Source organism: Murinocardiopsis flavida (assembly GCF_003014485.1).
Taxonomy (GTDB): Bacteria; Actinomycetota; Actinomycetes; order Streptosporangiales; family Streptosporangiaceae; genus Murinocardiopsis; species Murinocardiopsis flavida.
Window position 1 is genome coordinate 172,403 of the sequence record NZ_PYGA01000014.1, and the last position, 22,930, is coordinate 195,332.

The window sequence follows — 22,930 nt, forward strand, 5'->3', positions numbered from 1 at the left end:
CGACGGGGACCGGGAACCGGGGACCGGACGGGAGGAGGGCCACTGGTGGCGGAAACGCCCAAGGCCGACGCAACGGACAGCATCAGCGTCCACATCGGCGCGGCAGAGCTGGCCGTCGTCCACCACAACGGAATCAGGCGGCTCTACGACGAGGCGTTCCTCCGGCCGCCGTTCGCGTACACCGAAGGGGCCCGGGCCGAGCACGAGGCCGGGCTCGCGCGGCTCCGCGCAATCCGCGGGTTCGGCATCGCCGTGGCCGTGCTTCGCGGGGAGCCGGTGGGCTTCGCCTACGGCTTCCCGCTGCCCGTCGACCACCAGTGGTGGGACGGGTTCCCCACCCCGCTGCCCCGCGCGTTCACCCGGGAATGGCCGGGAAGGACCCTCACCATCGAGGATCTTGCCGTGGACTCCCGGTACCGCCGGTCGGGCGTTGCCCGCCGCCTTCTCGCAGCCCTGCTGGACTCCCGGGGAGAGGAACGGGCCGTACTCTCCGTCCAACCGGCAGCCGAGGCCGCCCACGCCTTCTACCGGGCAACCGGCTGGCACAAGGTAGGCCGCAAGGGACCGATCCCCGGCATCGTCCCGCCCTACTGGGACATCTACACGACGAATATGCGCCGACCTTGAGGACCTCAACAGTCACTGCGACTGAGCAGAAGCCAGACTCCCACACGTGGCCGTGAACGACCCCGATCCGACAGCGGATCCGATCGGACGGTTCTGGGGCGTTTCCGGGGCTGGGGTCGTTAGCCTGCTGGGGTGGATGCGTTCGATAGCAGCAAGAGCACCGGTACTGACCAGGCGGCCGCCCTGCTCCGGGCGATGGAACATGAGGTCGCGCGCTACCCCGAGTCCGCTGGCGAGATCATGGTGGAGACGGTCGATGAACTCCAGCGCAACGGTTGGTTCGAGGACGCCCTTGAACTGTGTGGTCGGGTCATCGCCGACTTCCCCGGCATGGACTCGGCATTCGCCCGGATGCACCGGATCGAGACGCTGTGGAAGCTCGGCCGCGATGGCGACGCCGAAGAGGCGCTGGCCGAGCTGTGGGAACTCGACGAGGAGGCGCTGCTCGCGGCCGAACTGGTCGCCGAACTGCTGGACAGTCACGGGGACCCTCTTCGGGCGCTGCAATGGTCCGACCGGGCTTTCGCCGGACTGCTGCGGCCGGACGTCGACCCTGAAGAAATCGAGAACCTGGGCGACCTGGTCCACGCCCAGTGGCGGGCCGCGTTGCGCAGGCGCATGGGGTTCGCCCCGGATGCGCTCGACCGGGCGGCGCAGCGGCGGGATCCTGCGATGGAGCTCGGTGCCCTGCGGCCCACCGAGGATCCTGGGCGCCAGGGACTCGCCGCACTGGGCGTTGTGGACTCCGCCCCCTCGGCCGCCTACCGCGAGGAGACGGACGAGGTGCTCCTGTCGCACATCGTCCGTGCCGATGTCGCCGACGCGCACGCCGCCGGGCTGCTCACCGGCTTCGGCGACACCGAGGCGCTCACCCCGGACACCTACTTCCGCGAGGTCGAGCTGAACCGCCGGCAGATGCGGCGGGAGACGGAGTTCTCCCGGGGGCGGGACATCCCGCTGTCCATGGCCGAGATCCGGGCGTTCGCCGACGAACAGGGGGTCACCACGCCCACGGAGAACATCCGGTCCGCGGCGGCCGCGGCCAAACACTCGCGCGGCGGGGACTTCCCAATGTGGCCGCCCGAACGCAACCAGCCCTGCTGGTGCGCATCCGACCGCAAGTACAAGAAGTGCTGCGGACGGCCGTAGCCGGTGCTGCGGGGGTATTCAGACGAGGTCAGACGGTCGGATCGCCGGGTCTTGGAGGCCGGGGCTGCGGATGGCGTTCCCTAATCAAGTGGCAGTTCGGTCTGTCCGTGCAGCCGGGGCGGTTTGCGCAGTCCCGGCTTCACCGGAAGGACATCGGCCACCATCAAGTCCTGCGTGGTGACAATTGGGCCGGAGAGAACGCGGTCCAACAGTTCATCCTGGCGCGGTTCGAGGTCGACCAGCCGGGTGAGGACGGTGAGCAGTTCCAACAGCTCGTCGGTGAACTGCGGAGTCCAATGCTCCGGTCGGATGTAATCCAACGGCGCCCCACGCCGCTGGTGCCTAGGGTTAAGTTGGCGCGCAGAGAACCATTTGCGGACGATGGGCATCCCGCCGACGTCATAGCGCCACACCTCGCGAGGAACCTGTTTGATGACTCCTTCGCCGATGTACAGCCGATCCCCCGGAACTGCGGAGTCGCTGTCATGGCGGATGATGTCGGGCAGAGGCGCAGGTGACCCTGGGACTTCCGCCACTACCTCAGGCTTCCGATCCCTCGGCAGACGGGGCGTCCTCTGAGGTCGGCCTGCCGCCGCATCGCAGAACCGCTCGCCGTAGGTGTGCAACCAAACAACTTCGCGCCCTAGAGCGACGGCCTCGGACCAGGTATCCGCATCGGAGGTCAGCGGGACACGGATACCCGGGACCACCAAGTCGTCCTTGAACTGCGCGGTGTACCCAGGGTGGGCCACGATGGCAGCTAGATAGGCTATCAGGTCCTCAGCGGAAACGCGGCGGCCGACGCGCTCGGAAATGGTAACGAGTAGTCCAAGAGCAAGATTGGGAGAGGTCGTCTCTCTATCGCGGTAAAGGGGTAGAGTGCGGCCCCCGCGTCCGTTGAAGCAATGCATATCAGGCACCAGTGAGCTGAAGTGCAGTCCTGGTCCAGACGTCAGCGGGTGTGCGTGCTGTTCAATGACGAATACCTGCTTGTCGCCATGTGCGTTCCAGAGCGGTGGCCGGATGAAATCAACGAATCGCGTGTCACTGATGAAGCGTTGTCGGTCGAAGGAACGATGGAGAAGACGATCCTGACCTGGAGATTTATTCTCCTCCGTGATTGTGCGCCGCCCCGGAAAACCTCTGGTGACGTCTCGATCTCTCGTTGCTTTGAACAGTCGATCCTTATCCTGGGGGGCGGCAGACGCAAGCCGGTTAAATCTGTGGTGCAGGGTTGATTCGTCGGGGGCGATCACCCATCTACGGTTCGCTTTTACACCCGAATGCCGCCACGGCAGCAAATCACCGAGCGCCGGATACGTGTGCCATTCCGCTTTCTCGGTGCTGAGTGGGGCGGTCCAGTCCGACGCGCACTCCTCCCACCTGGCACCGTCCAACCGCAGTCCCAGGTCGTTCGCCAGCGTAGCGAATTTCGCTTCCCTGTCTCCGTCGAGCCGAGTACGCCAGATCCGCGCGGGCTCATCTGGGTTCGGCCGTCCGTAACGGGCGAAGATGCTGATGCAGATCGGCTGTTGGACGCCACCGAAGATGCGGGTGGAGACCGGTGGTTGGTGGCCCTCGGGCGATAAGTCGATGACCCAGCCTTCGTCCGCGGTGGCCCGGAGATACCGGCGCATGCCGACGAAGGCCCGCTGTGTCAGATACGCCGATGTGCTGACGAAGGCCACGATGCCGCTGGGTTGCTCGGGCTGGGCGTCGAACACCTTCCACATTGCCCAGCGCCAGAAATAGGTGCCGACCGCTGAAAGCTTGTACTCCAATCTTCCGTTGCCCGGTTCCCGGAATTCGTCCAGCGACGGTCGGGCCGTCATCGGATCCCTGTCCGGATCGGTTCGGCGGTCCTCCAGCCACGGCGCCGGATCACGCTGCCGCGCCCGCTCGATGTACGGCGGGTTGCCGACGACCACCATCACCGGTGTCGTTCTCTTGACCCGGTTGGCTTCATCGCGGAGGTATTCGATCTCCTCGTAGCGGAGCCCGAAGGATGGGTAGGGGTGGTATGGGTTGTCGAGAGTGTTGACCAAGTACCGCTGATGCTGGTCGGGCACCTCTACCCGATACCGATCCCGCATCTGCTGGTGCAGCCGCAGTTCGGCGACGGCGAAGGGGCCGGCATTGCGCTCGAAACCGACCAGCCGCTCCCGATACAACTCCTTCAGATGGGTGCGTGCATGGACCTCTCCGTATTGGTCGGTCAGCGTGCGGGCGACCGAGTCGATGACGGACGAGAGGAACGTTCCTGTGCCCATCGCGGGGTCGAGCGTGGTCACCGCCTCATCGGCAAGACCGCGCGGGCGGGCCATCCGCGTCTTGAGCACCTCGTCGACGAATTCGACCATGTAGCGCGTGACCGGCTCGGGTGTGTAGTAGGAGCCGGTCTGCTTCCGAAGTTCGGGGTCGTAGCGCGACAGGAATGTCTCGTACAAGTCGACGTAGGCGTTGCGCTCATTGCGCATGAGCCTCTGCCAGTCGATCGGCTCCAGGATGCGGATCAGGGTTGGCAGCACGGTGAGCTGCTGGACGTACCTCGGATCGGTCAGGACGTCCAACGCGTTGCCGAGGAACGGGTGACGTTTGGCGAGAAGCTCCCCGATGTCGTGCACGCTCCGGCCGCTGAAGTCGGCGCCGGATTCACGTGCCAGAATCAGCGCGAAAGTGATTGTCTGGGCATAGGAGTCGGCGAATTCCGGCCCGGCCTTGAGCTGCGGGAAGAGAAGGTTCCGCCATTCCTCGGCGAGTCGGGTGAACGGCTTTCGTCCGCTGCTCCATTGTTCTTCGGCGATGAACTGTGCGACCTCCTCCCTGAGTCGGCGGCACAGCCCGGCGACGCGGGTGATGAGCTGGTCGAGCGTATAATCCGGGTTGGGTTCCCATGCCAGGAACTCCCATATGAGCTTCTCGAACTCCAAAGTAGAGATCGTCGAATTCCGGTGTTCACGGGTGATCCTCGGAGTCTCTACTGTTGTTCCCTGCTGTTTTCCATAGCGGAAGACAGCCCATTGTGTCCCGTTGCTGTAAAGGATATTTGGCAGGCTTTGGAATTTCTTCCATTGCTCGCGGTCGCGCTGGTCGAGGAATTCGCTGGGCGGGATCGCCTTCGATGGCTTCTTGAGCTCCACATAGCCGATCCGGTTGTGCGGACCTGCGGACACGCCGGCGGCGTCCACCCCGAAATCCGGACGTGCCTTCAACGCCGGAAGCTGCACTTCTCCGTAGACCTTTACAGGTATTCCCAGGATTGCGCCCATGCTTTCGAGAATGGATTGCAGAGGGCGGCGCAGCTGGTCCTCCTCCTGCCCGCCGCGGCCCAAGGAGTCGCTGACGGACGCGCCGAACTCGGAGAGCAGCTGTCCGACTGCTTTGCGCTGTCGGGGAACGCTGCCACGGATATCAGTTGAATCCTTTGGTCCATGCGGCGGTGCGTTCATCGCGTTCCCGGGGTCGAAGGCGATCCATCGCACTACCAAGAGGACTTCATTTGCAGCGATAAGTCAATATGTGCTAGATGGCAGGTCGGTTTAGGTATTGATGGGAGGTGTGTTCCCCGAGGTGCGCGTGGTGTTCTAGCGGAACTTGATATTCTTGCGAAGTTTCGCCGGAATTGCTGATCGAGTGCCTTCGAGTTGTCGGTCGCGGTTGGCCACCCGATGTTCCATTTCGTTCAACTTGACTGGTTTCGGCCTTCGGGTGTCGTTGCGCCGTGACGGGGGCATAATGATCGATCCACGCCAAGGAGCGGTGAGGGAGTGCGCATGGATCGCCTATGGGAGGCCGACCCATCGGTAGGATTCCGTCGTCGGATTGGAAAAACCGCCGCTGAGCTGGGCGACAGTCGCGACGAGGACGACTGTCCGGACATTTGGGAACTCGACAATGGGGACATCGCGGTGATCGGAAGGAACCACTCCGAGGACTACCGGAACCGGCTGCCGGATGGTGTGCGGATAGGGCCCGATGAGCGTCTTGTCGTCATCCCTGGGAACATGCTGCGTGCGGCCAAGCCGGACATCGCCGATGCTTGAACTCATCGACTCGGTTCCGGGCCGCGTTATGGACCGGCCCGCTTATCACGCCGACAGAGCACGTGAGTCCGACTCCCTCGTAGGTGTCCTCTGGAAGCTGGAACGCGCCCAATTCTTCAATGAGCAGGGCGACACGGCGTGGGACGCCTTCAAGGCCGGCGACTGGGGGCGGGTTCTGGAGATCTTCGAGTCCGAGCGCGAGAGCGTGACGGCGCGGGTTCGGGAGGAGACCGACCGCGGGTTCGAGTTCCGCCGCCTGCGCGTCGTGGAAGATCCACCCAGCGCCTATCTCCGCTGGGAGATGCACAGCCACAAGGTGTTCGCGGAATCCGGTCGGCCCATCAGGGTGATCGCGGCAAAGGAACTCGCCGACCTGGAGTCGGTCGGCCCACTGCCCGAGGTCCACGTCCTGGGTGATCGCGTGGCCTACCAGGTCCACTACGAGGCCGATATGACGCCGATCGGGGCCAAACGCATCGATGACGCCGAGGTCGCCCGAGCCGCCGCCGCCGAGATCGAACGGCTCTATGAGCGTGCCGAACCTCTACTGGACTACTTCGCCCGGGAGATCGCGCCGCTCGGCCCGCCCGAATACCCGACGCGACGGCGCGCATGACAGCGCTTCACCGTCAGGTACCGCGCTCGGCTGCGATACTGGCGCTCGTGTTCGTCGCCGCAGCCTCCGTCGCGCTGTCACCGCTCGCCCTCGGTCTGGTCGACGGCGATAGCGGCGAGTGGGAGCGGATGAGCCTCATCGGGCAGACCTACGGTGCGGTTTCGGCGCTGATCGCAGTGTTCGCGCTCGCCGGAATCGCCGCGACCCTGGTGCTCCAGGCGCGCGAGAACCGGCGGGCGGTACTGGAGTCGCGCCGTCAGGCCATGAACGACCTACTGCGCATGGCGATGGATGATCCCGACCTGGACGTGTGCTGGGGGCCCGTCCCGGAGCCCGGCGATCCCCGGCACCGCAAACAGCAGCTCTACCTCAACATGATCGTCTCGCAATGGCAGGTCGCATTCGAGACCGGGGCGATGCCCGAGGAGCGGCTGCGCGCGATCGCCGAAGAGATGTTCAGCGGGGCGCCCGGACGCGCGTTCTGGGATCGCGCCGGACCCAAACGCATGTACCGCGTCGGCAACGACAAGCAGTCCCGGTTCAGTCAGATCCTCGACGAGGCGTACCGCGCCGCCGATGAACCGGCTGAGCCAGGGCCGCCTGGATACCGGTCGCCCCACTCCGCCGACCGTCCGGGAAACGGTCGCGGCGTGCTCCTTGCCGCGCTGCTGGGTGGTGTCGCGGGTGTCGCCATCGGCGCGTCCGCGGTGACGGCGGCGCTGCGCTCAGTGAGGCGCTCCAGGTGATGCCGCGCAACCAGGGGTCCCCGGCGCACGGGCCGTAGCGGGCTGCCGCGGGCACCGGCCCGAACCGTGCCATATCGGTGACCTGGCCTGCGCACGGTTGCGGACGTATCCGCGGAGCGGCCGGGACCGGCCATCGGACCCGATCGCCGGCCGCACAGCCGCCGGAGCATGGTCCTTCCCTCCGATCCGTCGTTACAGTGGGCGAGATCAGCAGCGAGTGGGAGGACGACCTTGGCGAGAGCGCTTCCGGCCGGGACGCAGTGGCGGTCCGCTCCCGAGGGTGCCCGGTGAGGCCGACGCTCGCCGCCGAGGAGCTGCGGCGCAACCTCACCCAGTACCTCACCACCACCTTCGCCCTCGCCGACGAGGACACCCGGGCGAAGCTTGAGGAGTTCCTCAACGACTCCGGCCGCGGTATCTTCCGCGGCCCCTACCTGCGGATCCGCGCCCCCTTCCGCACCGAGAAGGGTGACTGGCGCCGCCACCTGCAATGGGCGCCCGACGGGTTCACGCCCTACAAGCACCAGGCGGCGGCGTTCGCCCGCCTGTCGTCCCTGCACGGCGAGCCGCGCCCCACCCTGGTCACCACCGGTACCGGGTCCGGCAAGACCGAGTCGTTCCTCCTCCCTGTGCTGGACCACTGCCGCCGCGAACGCAACGCGGGCCGCAGCGGCGTCAAGGCCGTTCTGCTGTACCCGATGAACGCGTTGGCCACCGACCAGGCGAAGCGCCTCGACGGCCACCTCACCCGCGACCCGGCCCTCGGCCAGGTCAGTGCCGGCCTGTACATCGGAGGGGCGCCCGGTACCAAGTTCGACGGCATCATCACCCAGCGTGCGCGGATCCGGGCCGAGCGGCCCGACATCCTCATCACCAACTACAAGATGCTCGACCTGCTGCTCCAGCGCCCCGAGGACGCCGCCCTCTGGGAGGGCGCCGACCTGCGCTATGTGGTGATCGACGAGTTCCACACCTACGACGGCGCCCAGGGCACCGACGTCGCCATGCTGCTGCGCCGCCTGGCCTCGGTCGCCGGACGGCCCGAACCCGGGCGCCCGCTCAACGGGATCTGTCCGGTCGCCACCTCGGCGACCCTCGGGCAGGGCGGCGACGACGCCCAGAGCACCGAGCGGATGCTGGAGGTCGCGCGCCAGGTGTTCGGCATGCCGTTCGACGCCGACGCGGTCGTCGGAGAGGACCGCCAGGACGTCAAGGAGTTCCTGGCCGACGAGCTCGACTACGAGCTCGACGTCACCCCCGAGGAGCTCGCCGCCCTCCCCGACCCCACCGCGCACCCCGAGGCCATCGACGACGTCATGGAGGCCGTGGTCAAGCGGCGCGGCCTCACCCCGGCCGAGCTCGGCGCGCAAGTGCGCCGGCACCTGCTCACCTCCGCGGTGCTGCGCGCGCTGGGCGGCCAGGTCGCCGACGCCGCGGCGGTCATCCAGGAGCTTCCCGCCAACGGCGCCGGCGCCGCATGGGGCCGCGCGCTGACCCGCGACCCGGCAGGCGCGGCCGAGGCGCTGTCCCGCTTCGTCGCGCTGCTCTCCATCGCCCGCGACCCCGGCGACCCGAGCCGTCCGCTGCTGCACATCGAGAACCACCTGTGGGTGCGGACGGTCTCCCGGCTGCTGCGGGTCGTCTCCACTGCCCCCGACTTCGCCTGGCACAGCGACCTCGCCGCCGACCACGACGACCCTGCGGGCCCCGCCCACGCCGAGGCCGCCGAGCCGCACGACGCCCGCGCCGGGCGCCTCCCGTCCATCTACTGCCGGCACTGCGGCCGGTCCGGGTGGGCCGCCATCTCACCGGAGTCCGATCCGCAAGCGTTGGACACCGATCCACTGCGCATCTACCGCACCGCCGTGGGGCCCGACAAGGACCGGGTCCGGGCGTTCATCGCGGCCTTGCCCGCCGAGGCGGCCGCGCCGACAGGGTCCGGCCCCGCCGTCCTGGTCCTGAGCGCCGACGGTGGCCACGTCCGACCGCTGTCCCCTGCCGAGGACCTCGACGCCGACCGCGCGCCCGCCGCGGGACGGGTGCTGGTCCTCGGCTCGCTCACCGACGACCGTGCGGCGGAGAACGACGTGTGCCCCGCCTGCGGCATGGAGCAGGGGATCCGCTTCCTCGGCTCGGGGCTGGCGGCGCTCGCCGCGGTGACCGTCACCCAGCTCATCACGGGCGACGAGCTCGCCGACGACCAGTCCAAGACCTTGCTGTTCAGCGACTCGGTGCAGGACGCCGCGCACCGGGCCGGGTTCGTCGCCGACCGCTCCTACACGTTCTCGGTGCGCGCCCTGATCACCGAGCGCCTCCGCGCGCGGGCCGCCGATGGCGGCCCGGTTCTGCTCAACGACCTCATCGCCGACGTCGTCCAGGAGGCCGGCCGCGAACGGAACCTCGCCGCCGTCGTCCCGCCCGACCTGCACGGCATCGAAGGCGTCGACGACCTGCTGTCGGGGCGCATCGGCGGGCGCAAACGCGCCTGGACCCTGGTCGGAGAGCGCCTGGCGTTCTCCGCCGTCATGGAGTTCGGCCTCCGGTCCCGGCTGGGCCGGACCCTCGAACTCACCCGCACCGCCGCCGCCGAAGCAGTACTGGAGGACCCGGACCGTGCCGCGGACCTCGTGGCCGACCTGCACCGCCGCACCGTCCACGATCTCCCCGACGGCCCGGGGCCCGACCGGGCGCGCTACCGCGCCTACATCCGGGGCCTGCTCGAACGGATCCGGCTGCGCGGCGGCATCAAGCACGACTGGCTGTCCGGGTACCTCAAGGACGGCGGTGCGCGCCGCTGGCTGGTGTGGGGCGGCCGACCCGTCGGCATGCCGGCCTTCCCCGAAGGACTTTCGGCGCCCAAGTTCGTCCTCGACAAGGCGAAGTCGCGGACCGATTTCGACGTGGCCACCCGCAAGGACAGTTGGCAGCAGGACTGGACCACCCGCTGCCTCGGCATCGGGCGCGACGACGCGGGCGAGTTCCTGGCCCGGCTGCTGCCCCTCTTGGCGCACGAGGGCGTCCTCGCGTCCCGGCCGGTCGGCGACGGCTCAGGGCGGGTCTACGGGCTCCTGCCCGGGCACATCCGCATCCACCTGCTCGACGACGCCGACGCCAACCTGGCCGGAGTCTCCTGCGACTCCTGTTCCTGGTTGCAGACGGTGCCGCACGGGCTGATCGGCGACTGGGCGGGCGCGCCGTGCCCCTCCTACCGGTGCGGGGGGAGACTCCGCGCGGCGGTCGGCGGCGACGGCGGTCCCGTGGCCGACCGAGCAGGGCGCGACTACCGCGCCGACTACTACCGCCGCCTGTACCGCGAAGCCGGGGTGTTCCGGGTCGTCACCGCCGAGCACACCGGCATGCTCACCCGCGAGCAGCGCGAGAGCGTGGAGAAGGGGTTCGCCACCCCGACCCGCTACACCGATCCGAACGTGCTGTCCTGCACGCCCACCCTCGAACTCGGCATCGACATCGGCGACCTCTCCGCGGTCGTGCTGGCCTCGCTCCCGCCCGGCCCCGCCAACTACGTGCAGCGCGTCGGCCGCGCGGGCCGCAGCACCGGAAACGCCTTCCTCGTCACCCTGGTCGACCGCGACCCGCGCTCGCTGTACTACCTCACCGACCCGACGCAGATGATCGCCGGCCGGATCACCCCGCCGGGTGCGTACCTCTCAGCCGTCGAGCTGCTGCGCCGCCAGTACCTGGCGCACCTGCTCGACCTGGTCGCCCGCGGCGCGCTGCCCGATGTCCTGCCGCTGCCGCGTCTGGCGTCCGCCCTGTTCGGCGAGACGGGATGGCTGCCGCTGTTCGCCGAAGCCGCCGAACGCGACGGCGCGGTCCTGGTCGAGCGCTTCCTCGGCCTTTTCGGTTCGGACCAGGCCGATGACGTCGGCGCGGAGGCCGCTGCCGAACTCCGCGCCTTCGCCGTGTCCGGAATCACGCCGTTGGCGGGCGCGGCCCAGCAGCGCTGGGACGACGCGATGGCCGACCTGAACGACCGCCGGTCCGCCATCGACGCGGCGATCGAACCGCTGAAACTGGCCGACACCGACCCGGAGCAGGGGCGCGAGAGCCGCCAGCTGCGTGCCGAACTCCGCGCCGTCCTCCGCCACATGTCCGACCTCGTGCACGCCTCCGCGCACGGCACCCTGGTCGAGTTCGGGATGCTGCCGAACTACAGCCTGATCGACGCGGCGGTGACGTTGGAGGCGACGCTCACCCGCACCGAGGAGCGCGAGACCGCCGACGGCAGCGTCGTGCGCGATTACAGCAACGCGGTCGTCGACTACCAGCGGTCGGCCCGCGCCGCGCTGACAGAGCTCGCGCCCGGGAACTTCTTCTACGTCAACTCCTACCGCCACAGCGTCAAGGGCCTCGACATCGGCACGCCGCAGCGTCCTGCGTGGGAGTGGTGGCGCGTCTGCCCGGAGTGCGGGTTCGTCCGCACCGGCGCCGCGCGGGACGACACGTCGGCGTGCGACCGCTGCGGCACCGACATCGCCGACCGGGACTACCTGCACCGCGTCCTCGCCCCGCGCAAGGTCATGTCGTGGGACAAGCGCGAGGACGCGCACATCTCCGACGACACCGACAACCGGCAGCGCCGCTACTACACCGTCCAAGTGGCGGTCGACATCGACCCGGCCCAGATCACCAGCGCGTGGCGGCACACCGGGCAGACCTTCGGCGTCGAGTTCGCCCGCAACGTCATGGTCCGCAGTTTCAACCTCGGCGCGTCCCGCGACACCAGGGGCGGCCCGGGGTTCGCGGGCGAGGACGCCACGCTGAACCCGTTCGTGGTGTGCACGCACTGCGGTGGTGTCGCCCTGCGCGGCCGGGGGACCGAGGCCGACGAGCAGCAGAGCCTCCTCGACTCGCTCGGCGGCCGCCGCGGGCCCGACCACCACCGCCTGTGGTGCCCCAAGCGGCGGTCCGGGCGCCCCGCCGACCACATCGACCTGATCACCGTGCACGAGCTCCGCACCGAGGCGGTCCGCATCCTGCTGCCGCTGGCGACCACGGCCGTCCCCGAGCGCCTGGCGTCCTTCGCCGCCGCGCTCCGGCTGGGCATCGCCGCAAGGTACGGCGGCAGCCCCGACCACCTGGACGTGGTCAAGGCGACCATGCCCGACCCCGGAACCGGGCGGCGCCGCCAATTCCTCGTCCTGCACGACACGCTCCCCGGCGGAACCGGCTACCTCGACCGGCTGCGCGCCCCGGAGGAGTTCCGCAGCGTCCTCGCCGCGGCCCGCGACTCCGTCGAAGGCTGCGACTGCGTGCGCGAACGTCGCCCCGCCTGCCACAAGTGCCTGCTGCGCCATGTCCGCGACGACTCCGAGTACGCCCTGATCAGCCGGGCCGACGCCCTTGACCTCCTGAACCTGCTGCTCGGCCCTGAGGGAAGCGGCGCCTGGGAGACCGCGCCGATCGGCGCCACCGACGCGATCGGCCTGGAGAGCCAGGTCGAGAGCGAACTGGAGGCGCGCTTCCACGACGCCCTGCTCGTCTGGGCGCGCGACCCGCAGAACGGGGTCGCCGTGGAGGCCGGACCCCGTGTCGCCGGGCACCGCAGCCTGGACCTCCGCGTCCCGGGCCCGCACGGGGTGTGCCACTGGCAGGTCACGCTGCAACACACCATCGAAGGCAGCCGACCCGACGTGCACTTCCGCCGACTGGACTCGGACCCCGCCGAGGTCGCGGTGTTCCTCGACGGGTACCGCTACCACGCCGCCCCCGGGGACAAGAACCGGATCGCCTCCGACGCCGCCAAACGCGCCCGCATCCGAGCGCACGGACCATTGGTGTTCCAGCTCACCTGGGACGACGTCGACGCGTGGGACGGGCGGAAAGAGGAGCCGAAGAACGGCGTGTGGCCGCCGTACAAGGGCAACGCCCAGGCGGAGGCACGCCGGTTCTTCGCGCGGTTCCACGGCGGCGACGCCAAGGAACTTGATCGAACGGTATGGGCGAACCCGGTCGCCATGCTCCTGGCATACCTCGGCGACCCGGATCCCGACCGCTGGAGCAAGCGGGTCACGGGCGCGCTGACCGGCGTCCTCACCGAGGCGGTCAAGGTCGCCGACGTCGCAGCGGCGGGCGTGCCGGGAGCCGTCCGGGCCGTGCTCGCCGGGGATCCCGCGCCGAGTGCCCCGAAGGGCCCGATAAGCGTCCTCCGCGGCGCCGATACCGCCGGATGCACGCTCTGCCTGGTCCTCGTCCCCGTCGACGGTCGCCCTGAGCTGAGTGCCATCGCGCTCCTCGACGACGCCGACACCGTGATCGCGGCCGACGAGGACGCACACCGCCGCCGCTGGGCATCCTGGCTTTACTGGGGCAACCTGCTCCAGTACATCGGCGCCGCGGGCGGCGAGGGATTCCAGCTCGCGGCATCGGACCTGGCGGCGTTCCGGCCCGAGGTGCTCGCCGCGGCGGGCGGGGAGGGGATGTTCACCGCGGTCGGCCGTGTACCGGCGGACCCCGAGACCGGCGAGATCCTCGTCGGAGCCACGGTCGACACATCAGCGGACGGTCTCGACATCGTCGTCGACCCCGGGTACACCCACACAACGGGGGAGGAGGCGGCCGATATCCGGCCGGAGGCGCCGGCCGATCCCGGCTGGAGCGCGGTGCTGCGCTACCTCGCCGACGACGAGCCGGGCCTCGCCGAGCTGGCCGCCGACCTGGTCCGCATTGGTGCCCCCGTCCCCGAGGACGGCTACGAGCTGGGCGACGACGGCTGGCCGGCCGAACTCGCCTGGCCCGACGCCCGGATCGCCGTGGTGCTCGCCCACGACCCCCACAAGTCCGAGGACATCGAGGCCGCGGACCGCGACCGCGCCTACGCCGCCGCCGGGTGGGACGCCCGCCCGGCCGCGCAGTGGGCACCCGAGGACCTCCTGAGCCGGATCCGGCCTGATCCCCCCGAAGACGACCAGAACGGAGACGGAGCGGAATGAGCGTCACCCTGCGGCTGCTGGACCGCGCGGACTCGGAGATCGCCAAGCTCCCGCGCAACATGCGGGGCGCGGTCTGGGACTTCATGCACAAGTTCCGGATCGACCCGTCGGCTCCGGGACTCCGGTTCAAGGCGCTCAAGGACGGCGGTGGGAAGGGAACCGGCGAGCGGCTCTACTCCGGGCGCGTCACCGACGACTACCGGGCGCTGCTGCTGCACCTCGGGGACGAGGAGTACCTGCTCGTCTCGGTCAAGCACCGCCGCGACGTCTACACCAACCTCGACCGGGTCTCCTACACCATCAACCGGGTCACCGGCGGGATCGAGTACATCGACCTGTCCACGGTGGAATCGCGGGTCAACGACACCACGGCCCCGTCGGCCGAGCAGGGCCCCGCCGTCGCGCCCGCCCCCCGCTCCTACCCGCTGTTCGCGGCGTACGGCGACGCCCAACTCCTCGACCTGGGTGTCAGCCCCGTACTCCTCCCCCTGATCCGCCGGATCACGACCGAGGGCGAACTCGAAGGGCTGATCGAGTTCGCGCCCCAGCTCACCAGTGAAGTACTGATAGAGCTCTTCAGCGGGAGGCCGGTCGAAGAGGTCCTGGAGTACGTCACCCGCCCGCAGGCCACGGCCGACGACGTGGACCCGGAGGACTACCGCGCCGCGCTGGACCGCCCCGCCACCATCGTCAGCAGCGAAGACGAGGCCGTGCAGGGGGCGCTGGGGGAGGGGTTCGCCCGGTGGCAGGTATTCCTGCATCCCGAGCAACGCAAGCTGGTCGAACGCGCCCGCAACGGCCCCGCGCGGGTCAGCGGCGGGCCGGGGACCGGCAAGACCATCGTCGCCCTGCACCGCGTCCGGCACCTGGCGGCCCGCGCCCCGGCGGGCGGCAAGCCGATCCTGCTCACCACCTACACCAAGAACCTCGCCAAGGACCTGTCGGACCGGCTCCGCGAGCTCGGCGGCCAGGAACTGCTGGACCGCGTCGAGGTCGCGCACGTCGACGCGGTGGTCAGCACCGTGCTCAACGAGAACGGAGTCCGGGGCGCGCGGCCGATCGCCGACCGGCAGGTCGTCGAGCAGTGGCGCGCCATGCTCGCCGAACTCGGGGAGGAGCGATGGACACCGGAGTTCCTCGCCGAAGAGTGGACCGAGGTCATCCTCGGCCAGGCGGTGAACTCCCGCGCCGCCTACTTCCGGGTGCGGCGCCCCGGCCGCGGCCAGCTGCGACGGCCTGACCGCGACGCGATCTGGCAGCTGGTCGAGCGCTTCACCAAGCGGCTGGACGACCTGGGCCTCACCACCTTCCTCCAGCGGGCAGAACGGGCCGCCCGGCTGGAGATGGGGCGCGACATCGACATCCGCGCCAAGGCCGCCCAGCGCGACGAGCGCGGCGGCGCCCCCAACCTGCATTTCGAGGCGGGGTCGGGCGGCCTGCTGCGGCACCGCTACCGGCATGTGGTCGTCGACGAGGCACAGGACCTCAACCCGGCGCACTGGATGCTGCTCCGGGCGATGGTCCCGCCCGGCCCCGACGACATGTTCCTCGTCGGCGACACCCACCAGCGCATCTACGAGAACCAGATCAGTCTGGGCAGCCTCGGCGTCAACATCCGCGGACGCTCCGCGCGGCTGACGCTCAGCTACCGCACCACCCGGCAGATCCTGGGATCGGCAATCGGACTGCTCAAAGGCGAGGTGTACGACGACCTCGACGGCGGCGCCGAGGCGCTCGACGGGTACCGCTCCATCCTCAGTGGGGCCCGGCCGCGGCTCGGGGCGTTCCGCACCTGGGACGAGGAGCTGGACGGCGTCGTAGCACAGATCCGGGCGTGGTCCGAGGCCGGCGAGGCGCTGTCCTCCATCGGGGTCAGCGCCCCGACGAAGGACATGGTCACCGACGTCCTCGGCGCACTCGGCCGTGCGGGTGTCACGGCGGTGGAGATCGGCCGGGAGGGCGGACCCCGCGACGCTGTGCGTGTGGGCACCATGCACCGCTGCAAGGGCCTGGAGTTCCAGCACATGTGCGTCACGGGAATAGCCGACGGCCTGCTGCCGCGGCACGTGCAGGGGAGCGCCAAGCAGATGGAGCGCCAGCGGCAGCGCGACCGCTCCCTCCTCTTCGTCGCCGCCACCCGGGCCAGAGACACCCTCGTCATCACCCACCACGCCACCCCAAGCCCATTCCTCCTCCCCCTGAGAGTCGACTGACGGGCGGACCGTGACGCGACCGCACGACAACAATGAGACTGCGCCCACGTGCAGGTCTTTCCATCATGGCTGTGACCATTTACGGGCGTTGCTGCCCTACCGCCTGCGCTACCACCTGGACCATCCCTTGGACTGCCAGCGCCCCCGCATTGTGTTCGACTGGCTCCTCCAGCCCTTGCGGTTCGGCTGCTCATACCAGGCTGTCGCCGACACCGCTTGTTCGACCACTGATCCGTGACCGCCGCGATGAGCGGATCGCGGCGGCCTTCGGCGAAGTGTCCGGGATTCCTGCGATCCGAGTCGCGATCTGGCGGAGCCATATCTCGTCGCAGAGGGGGCGGGCGTCGGGTGACGGGGGAGGGCTAAGGCTCAACCAGGATGCGCGGTGTGGCCTCGAATTACACGAAAACCGACTTTCGGGCCGGGAAATATTGGCAAAGCATTATGATTCGAATAATTCGTCGAATGCTAAAGGTTGCGGATAAGATAATTTAGGCAGGTCTTGTTTTTGCTTGCAGATTCAGGCAAGACAGGAAGAGAATTCCGCACCCCTGTCTACATCGTTGATCGATACCGGAATGTTCTCAATACCCAGGCATTCCATGAGTCCCGACGTTGGGACTCTGTACTGATACCCGATCCTCAGTACTTTGCATGGAAACAATCCTTGACGCACGAGCTTGTAGGCAGTATTGATGCTTATTCCAACGGCATGGGCGGCGGTGGTGAGATCTACCGCTACCGGAAGCGCGAATAGTTCGGGAAATGTCAATGATGCCCTCTTGCGGTGGCGGCTCTTGCTGCCGTTCATGGTTGGAATTTGATTCACATCAGTGTTATTGCGCCGCTGATGATGTTTCATTTTTAATGTTCCGTTCAATTTTCGACTGATGATTGGAATATATTTTCCGCTACTTTTCGTGATTTTCTCGTTTTTTCACGCGAGTCGAGTCACCCATGTGGGGACTAGCTTCATTGTTATTCGAGCGTGTTGGTGGGTCGTATGGTGTTCCTGTCCTCTGCGCCAGGGAGCCCAGTCGCTCTCCTTCGATCTGACTGCGGCTCTTTGGTTCGACGGAGTGGTCATTCAGATCATTTCCTGAACTCATTTCCACAGGAGAGGAAAATGGTTCGGATTCGATTTTCAATAGGCCGGCAACCAGTTCGATGTCCTCCACTGGAGATTCTTGATGAAATCGCTGCATCGATTTCAAATAGTTGCGACGCGTTGTCCAGTAGAGATGGGATCCGATGTCAGTTCGGTTGGGGTCCACGTGGTGAAGTGCATCGAGGAAAGTTAGTATTATCTCTGCATCAGATTCATCTGGATCGATTCTTCTGGTGCGGCTTGTAATTCTAGATATTTTGCGCAGTGCGGGCATTATCATCCATATTGCTATCAGCTTCCACTGGTCGCCGGTGTCTTCTTTCGTTTGCATAATTACTTGTGACCATAAGGCGTCGCGAACCGCAGGTTCACCTTCTGGGTTCAATATATAGTTCCGTGCATCGATAATCGACAAGCTGCTGGATTCAAGGGCTGGGTGTGCATCAACATCAATGTCGATTTTCATTTCGGATGATATTATTTGATCCATTATTTTAAATATTCGATGACTTCTCATTGATTGTATATATCCTTTCACTCTTAACTGGCTGGAGTGTTGTCTATACGTTTGAGTGGCACGTAGAGGGTTCGCTGGTCCTGCTCAGTAGCGCGGAGGGGCATTCCTGCGGCTGCGCCTTGGGGTCGGTCCCGACGAGTGGGCGGCCGGAGTCAAAGGCGCTCCCGGGCGCCATGGCACTGCGGCCGACGTTCCGGGCGCACGGGCGGGGTTGAACTCACCGACGCGCTTGTCTATGGGCCACTGACATCCGCGTGCGATGCCTCCGGTGCGGCTGCGGCGGGATCGCAGGGCCGCTGGTGTCGGGCGGCTGGGCTGTGATTACAGGGCTGCTAGGGGGAGTCGGGGTCGGGGAAGAGGTTGTTGAGGTGTTCGCTGAGGTCAGGGCGTTCGCAGGCGCGGAACACGCGGTCGATCTCGTGGACCGCCCTCTGCCCCAGTTGGGCGCGGACATCGGGGTCGAGTCCGCGCAGCAGTTCGGCACAGAGCCGCACCGTTTCGCCGATCACGGTCGTGCCGTTGTCGGCGAATCCGGTGTTCGCGGAGACCGCTGTCACGACTTCGTCCAATGCGCTGCCGACCGAGGTGATCCGTTCGACCTGGTCGGGGTAGCGGGTGAGCCACCAGAGTCGGGCCTGGCCGCCGTCGGTGAAGACGTGGGAGCGAAGCAGACTGCTCCGGTCCCTGATGGCCGCGTACTCCGCCCGGAGCAGGGCGGACTGGTGTTCGGCCAGTTCACGTTCGCGAGCCCGGCTGACGTCCTCCTCGGTGACGTCGAGTTCGCATCGGGCCCAGGCGACCCCGTTTTCCGAGTAGGCCGGAAGGCCGAGCAGCGCACTGTTGACGTCGAGGGTGGTTCCGTCCGGGTCGGCGGGGGAGCAGCTCGCAGTGGTCTTCTCCGCCAGACCGCGGATCTCCTGCGCGGCCAGAGTCGTGCGACGGGGACGGTCGTCCAGTCCCGTCCGCAGCGCCATGGTGACCCGAGCGGTGAAATGCAGCTGGTCGAACCTGCTCGGCAGGCGGCAGGTGAAGATCTCCTCCACGGAGCCGGCCGCCGTGACCGTCGAGGGGAGGAGGAGCGAGTGGCGCAGACGCCGCGTCCAGGAGTTCATCGGCGCGGCTCCGCACCTGCGTGTCCACCGTTCGTCTCGTCTGCGGCGAGCGGGTCGGCGGCGTGGATGTGCTCGTACAGCCTCAGGATGACCTCGGTGTTCACAGCACCGTCCACGGTCGCGCCGGACCGCCAGTAGTCGACGAGTTTGCTCGCCAGGACGACGCGCGGCAGGCTGCCCTGGACCGCCGCAGTCAGGACTCCGGCCACGGTGCCGAAGTCGGCGCGCCCTGCCGCCAGTGGGTCGAGCCAGGCCGCGGCAGCGGCCTCTGCCAACCGGGTGTGCTCCGGGACGAGCAGCCGTCGCCAGGCATGCGCTGCGAGTGGGAGCCCTGTTCGGTGCTCGGTCGACAGCACGTCGGCGAGTATTGCCGGGGTACCGTCCGGACCGCGGACGGTGAGGAGGTAGGAGATCGCCTCCACGGCTACGGCGCTGCGTCCGCGCTGCTTCGGGTCGTCGGCCCATTCGACCAGTTCGCCAAGCATCTGCGGGTGGATCTCCATCGAGTCCGCTAACGCGGCGAGAGTCCGGCGGACTTCGTCCCGGACCAGGTCGTCGTCCTGGTCGGCCAGCCACTTGAGCCGGGTCAGCGCCGTCGCCGGCGCAACGGCGCCGTAGGCGCCGCAGACCCGGACCGCCGCGAGCGCGATCTCCCGATCCCGAGGGGCCTTGGCGATGCTGTACAACGCGCTGCGCATGTCCCGCCCCTCGCGGGGCAACGCGGCGACATGCCCCGCCATGGCGATGGCGACCCGCGCGGTCAAGGGCGACCGCGCCCACGCGAGGAAGAGGCGGGTCACCCAGGTGAAGTCGTCGTGCCGTTCGGCGAGTTCCAGCCAGTGCCGGGAGACGAGATGCGGCCACGCCAGAGCGAGACTCTTGGGTACCCGGATGCTCCAGTCCAAGAGCGGCTCGCGCACCAGGGGGTGCTCCTGCCATAGGTAGTCGAGTACGGCGGGCGCGTAAGCGAGGTCGGTGAACATGACAGTGCGGTCGGAGGCGACCTTGGCTTTGACGGCATCGAGGCTGGACGCGAGGCCCAGGCCGGATATCCCGGTCGGGTCGGCGGGTTCCACGCCAAGCCGTTCGGCGAGCCGGGAGGCGGCGATCAGGACCTCGTCGGCCGGCGCCCCTTCGAGCATTGCCACCGCTGCGAGCAGCACGCGCTCGTAGATCGAGCCGTCGGACCGGTGCTCGGCGAACCAGGCCGCCAGTTGGGTGTGCCAGTTCTGGTAGGCGGCGAGGGTCATGGAGATCCACGCATCGGTGTTCTCCGGAGGGCCGGTCCGGTGTGCCTCGTACGCCAGCTCCGCCATCCGCGCCGCCGATGCGGGCGATGCGGTGGTGAGCGCGTCGACCATGCCGGGATGCGCCTCCAGGATGTCTGCGTCCACGGTGGGATGGATGACCGAAAGGTGGCTGCGGAGCACCGCCATTCCGCTCGGCGCAGTAACAGGGAGAGCGGAAGCACCGATGATCGCGCCGTCCGTGCGCTGTCCGGTGCGCAAGCAAACCACCACAGCCGAGCCGCGCTCTCGCGCTCGGACAGCGAAGCTGTGCAGGGACTGTTCGAGCGCCGCTCCGAGCCTTTGGATGTCGGAGAGGTCGATCAGGTAGCCGTGCCCCTTATCGCAGACCAGCGCGTGCGGACTCCATCCTTCGTCCTCCTCGACCTGGACCGGGCGGACCGGCAGGCCGAGTCCGGCGAGCGCGGTGATCGCCGCGCTTCGGCGCCCGGTTCCGACGGCACCGGTGATGACGCCGAAGCCACTCTCGGCAAGGTCGTTCGTAAAGCGCTCGTAGCGTTCGCGGTCGCCGGGGACGAAGGTGGTCCGTACGTATTCGACATAGCGCGAGTCGAGGCGGCCGGCCTCGTACCACTCGGCGGAGAGGTAGTTGATGTGCTGCGTTCGGGTGTGGATTCCGCCGAAGACCGCCCCGGCTTGGATGACGTTCTCGGCGTCGCCGTAGTTGGTGTTGATGGTCTCCGGGGCGCTCGGGGCGTTCGTCTCGGGGCCATCGGAGTCGAACGTGGTCGCCCTCTCGTCACCGCTCTCGGCGTGCGGAGCGGGCCCCTCGGCTTCCGGAGCCGGTTCGCTGCCGGTAGAGCTCCACGGTCGCGGGCTCTCCGTGGTGGCCCATTCCTCGCTCATCGCCCGTGGTCCTTCCTGAAGCGGATGCCGCCGTCGACGGTTCCGGCCTGGACGATGTTCTCGGCGCCGCCGTGGTTGGTGAACTGGTTCGGCGTCCCAGCAGCGTTGGGCGGGGCCGCCTCCGAACGGGAGGCCGGCGGGTCCGGCTCCCGGTCGGGCGCTGCCGGTTCGGCGGCCGCGCCGACGATCGATGGCGTGGGGATGTGGAGATAGCCCTCCGCCGCGAAGTTCTTCGCGGGAATGCTCACATGGACCGGGCGGAACCTACTCGGATGCACACCGCAGAAGCCGCTGAGTACGGCGTCCTCGTAGACACGGCGCGACACGATCGCCGCGAGCAGAGTGGTGTCGGGATCGGACGCCTTGAGTTCGGCGCGGACCTCACTTGCGTCCAGCAGGCGGTGTACCTGGACCATCGCCTCGCCCATGGCGTCTATGTGACTCCGCCCGCCCGTGTCGGGGAGCGGTCCCACATCGATGCTGGCGCGCAGGCGGAGCCGCAGCGCCCGATCTTGGGAAGCCAGGCGCGGTTGCAGCCGGCGCAGTTCCTCTTGAAGCGTTTCGAGGAAGGGGTGGATCAGGCTCGGCAGGTACTGCGGCTCCATTCCGATGACGAAGCCGTCTCCACTGTGCCGGGGGAATCGGGGATCCTTCCACACGGCGTCGAGCCCGCTCCGGCGGAACGACTGTTCGAGCACTCTCGGAATCTCCTGGCCGAGAGTCTGGTATCCGCGGTCGGAATTGCCACTGAAGTTCTCTGCGTCCACCGCGAGCACAGCCCGGTATGGCGGCAGGGGCATGCGTGTGCTGTCGGCGGTTCCGCAATGGTTCATGACGCCTCCGGAGACTTGGCCGGGCCGGGGCGGCCCGGGGACACCAGGTTCCGGTGCATGGCCGTCCTGCTGTGTTCAGAACTGAACACAGCAGGACGATGTGCCCGCCATCACTCCCGTTCGCCGCGGGCGAGCGCGGCGAGCGTCGGACGATCGTGAATGGCAACGAAGCTCCGACCGGTCCGGATGACCCCGAGCTCTTTCAACCGCGCGTACTCCAAGGCGACCGAGGTCCTTGAGACTCCGATGTAGTCGGCCAACTCTTGCTGGGAGAGCGCGATCCTGAGCAGCACCCCGATCTCACCCGCGCCGGGGGTACTGCCGACGGCCGCGCCGATTGGCTCGCCAAGGGTGTCGGAAAGGCGAAGTAGTGCCGCGGCGAGGCGCCGCCGGGCAGAGAGGACGGACCATTCGGCACGGAGCTCGTCACTCTCCCGCTGCCGACGCAGGATGGTCTGCCATACGGCGGATTCCAGTCCGGCGGCCTGGATGCGCCGACGGAAGCGGTCGCTGCGGAAGACGCGGGTGGTACACGCCGACGCCGCGACGACCGTCGCGGCGCGTCGCTGCCGCGACCAGATGGACGGTTCTCCCAGTAGTTCGCCGGCGGCGCGGAACGCCAGCGGGACCTCGGTGCCCTCCGGCTGGATCAGGAGGACTTTGGCGATTCCGTGCACGATGAGGTGCACGGTCGTCCCTGGGTCGCCCTGGATCATGATCAAGTCGTCAGGGCGGTAGGAACGCGGGCTCCCTCCGCTGGCCAACTCCTGCCATTGCGTGTCGGTCAGGAGGCTCCCGAAGCCCTGGCGTGCCATTGATGCTCGCTTCCGCTGCGAACCGCAGTGCGGTCGACCGGTACC

Annotated in this window: 14 protein-coding genes; 7 read left to right on the top strand and 7 right to left on the bottom strand. The window is 68.0% G+C overall.

Features of this window, described 5'->3' with window-relative positions; translation table 11 throughout:
- The first annotated feature begins 45 nt into the window (after positions 1-45).
- Both CLV63_RS19855 and CLV63_RS19860 read left to right on the top strand, forming a co-directional pair.
- The gene (locus CLV63_RS19855; protein ID WP_170134279.1) at positions 46-627 is read left to right on the top strand and encodes a GNAT family N-acetyltransferase; all 582 of its coding nucleotides are present in this window, start codon (positions 46-48) and stop codon (positions 625-627) included.
- 132 nt (positions 628-759) lie between these two features.
- On the top strand, positions 760-1,776 hold the full coding sequence (locus CLV63_RS19860; RefSeq protein WP_106584651.1) for an SEC-C domain-containing protein: 1,017 nt from the start codon (positions 760-762) through the stop codon (positions 1,774-1,776).
- An 80-nt stretch (positions 1,777-1,856) separates the two neighbouring features.
- Here the strand turns inward: CLV63_RS19860 and CLV63_RS19865 are convergent, their stop codons facing one another.
- A complete protein-coding gene (locus CLV63_RS19865) occupies positions 1,857-5,258 on the bottom strand; it encodes a type ISP restriction/modification enzyme (protein ID WP_245928922.1) in 3,402 nt (1,133 codons plus the stop codon).
- Positions 5,259-5,549: 291 nt separating this feature from the next.
- Here CLV63_RS19865 and CLV63_RS19870 point away from each other — a divergent pair, with 291 nt between their 5' ends.
- From CLV63_RS19870 to CLV63_RS19890, 5 genes are all read left to right on the top strand, one after another.
- Complete coding sequence (locus CLV63_RS19870) at positions 5,550-5,819, top strand: hypothetical protein (protein ID WP_106584690.1); 270 nt, start codon at positions 5,550-5,552, stop codon at positions 5,817-5,819.
- Positions 5,812-6,435 (top strand): DUF6879 family protein, encoded by a 624-nt coding sequence (locus tag CLV63_RS19875; protein ID WP_106584652.1) that lies wholly within the window; start codon positions 5,812-5,814, stop codon positions 6,433-6,435. Before CLV63_RS19870 ends, CLV63_RS19875 begins: the two co-directional genes overlap by 8 nt.
- A 47-nt stretch (positions 6,436-6,482) precedes the next feature.
- A complete protein-coding gene (locus tag CLV63_RS19880) occupies positions 6,483-7,181 on the top strand; it encodes a DUF6082 family protein (protein WP_106584653.1) in 699 nt (232 codons plus the stop codon).
- A 287-nt stretch (positions 7,182-7,468) separates the two neighbouring features.
- A complete protein-coding gene (locus CLV63_RS19885) occupies positions 7,469-14,134 on the top strand; it encodes a DEAD/DEAH box helicase (RefSeq protein WP_106584654.1) in 6,666 nt (2,221 codons plus the stop codon).
- Positions 14,131-16,347, top strand: coding sequence for a UvrD-helicase domain-containing protein (locus CLV63_RS19890; protein WP_106584655.1), 2,217 nt, complete (start codon positions 14,131-14,133; stop codon positions 16,345-16,347). The genes CLV63_RS19885 and CLV63_RS19890 overlap by 4 nt, the downstream gene beginning before the upstream one ends.
- Before the next feature lie 520 nt (positions 16,348-16,867).
- On the opposite strand, the gene CLV63_RS19900 is transcribed toward CLV63_RS19890, so the two are convergent.
- The 6 genes from CLV63_RS19900 to CLV63_RS19920 form a co-directional block, all read right to left on the bottom strand.
- Positions 16,868-17,158, bottom strand: a complete 291-nt coding sequence (locus CLV63_RS19900; RefSeq protein ID WP_106584656.1) for a helix-turn-helix domain-containing protein — start codon at positions 17,156-17,158, stop codon at positions 16,868-16,870.
- Between the two features lie 100 nt (positions 17,159-17,258).
- Positions 17,259-17,921: a hypothetical protein gene (locus tag CLV63_RS33240; protein ID WP_146165614.1), complete on the bottom strand. Its 663-nt coding sequence runs from the start codon at positions 17,919-17,921 to the stop codon at positions 17,259-17,261.
- 383 nt (positions 17,922-18,304) lie between these two features.
- Positions 18,305-19,084, bottom strand: coding sequence for a hypothetical protein (locus tag CLV63_RS19905; protein WP_106584657.1), 780 nt, complete (start codon positions 19,082-19,084; stop codon positions 18,305-18,307).
- On the bottom strand, positions 19,081-21,237 hold the full coding sequence (locus tag CLV63_RS33670) for a hypothetical protein (RefSeq protein ID WP_106584658.1): 2,157 nt from the start codon (positions 21,235-21,237) through the stop codon (positions 19,081-19,083). The genes CLV63_RS19905 and CLV63_RS33670 overlap by 4 nt, the downstream gene beginning before the upstream one ends.
- Positions 21,234-22,004 carry a hypothetical protein gene (locus tag CLV63_RS19915; protein ID WP_245928923.1) on the bottom strand — a complete coding sequence of 257 codons (771 nt, stop codon included), beginning with the start codon at positions 22,002-22,004 and terminating at the stop codon, positions 21,234-21,236. Before CLV63_RS19915 ends, CLV63_RS33670 begins: the two co-directional genes overlap by 4 nt.
- 176 nt (positions 22,005-22,180) lie before the next feature.
- Positions 22,181-22,885 (bottom strand): Crp/Fnr family transcriptional regulator, encoded by a 705-nt coding sequence (locus CLV63_RS19920; RefSeq protein WP_106584660.1) that lies wholly within the window; start codon positions 22,883-22,885, stop codon positions 22,181-22,183.
- Positions 22,886-22,930: the final 45 nt, after the last annotated feature.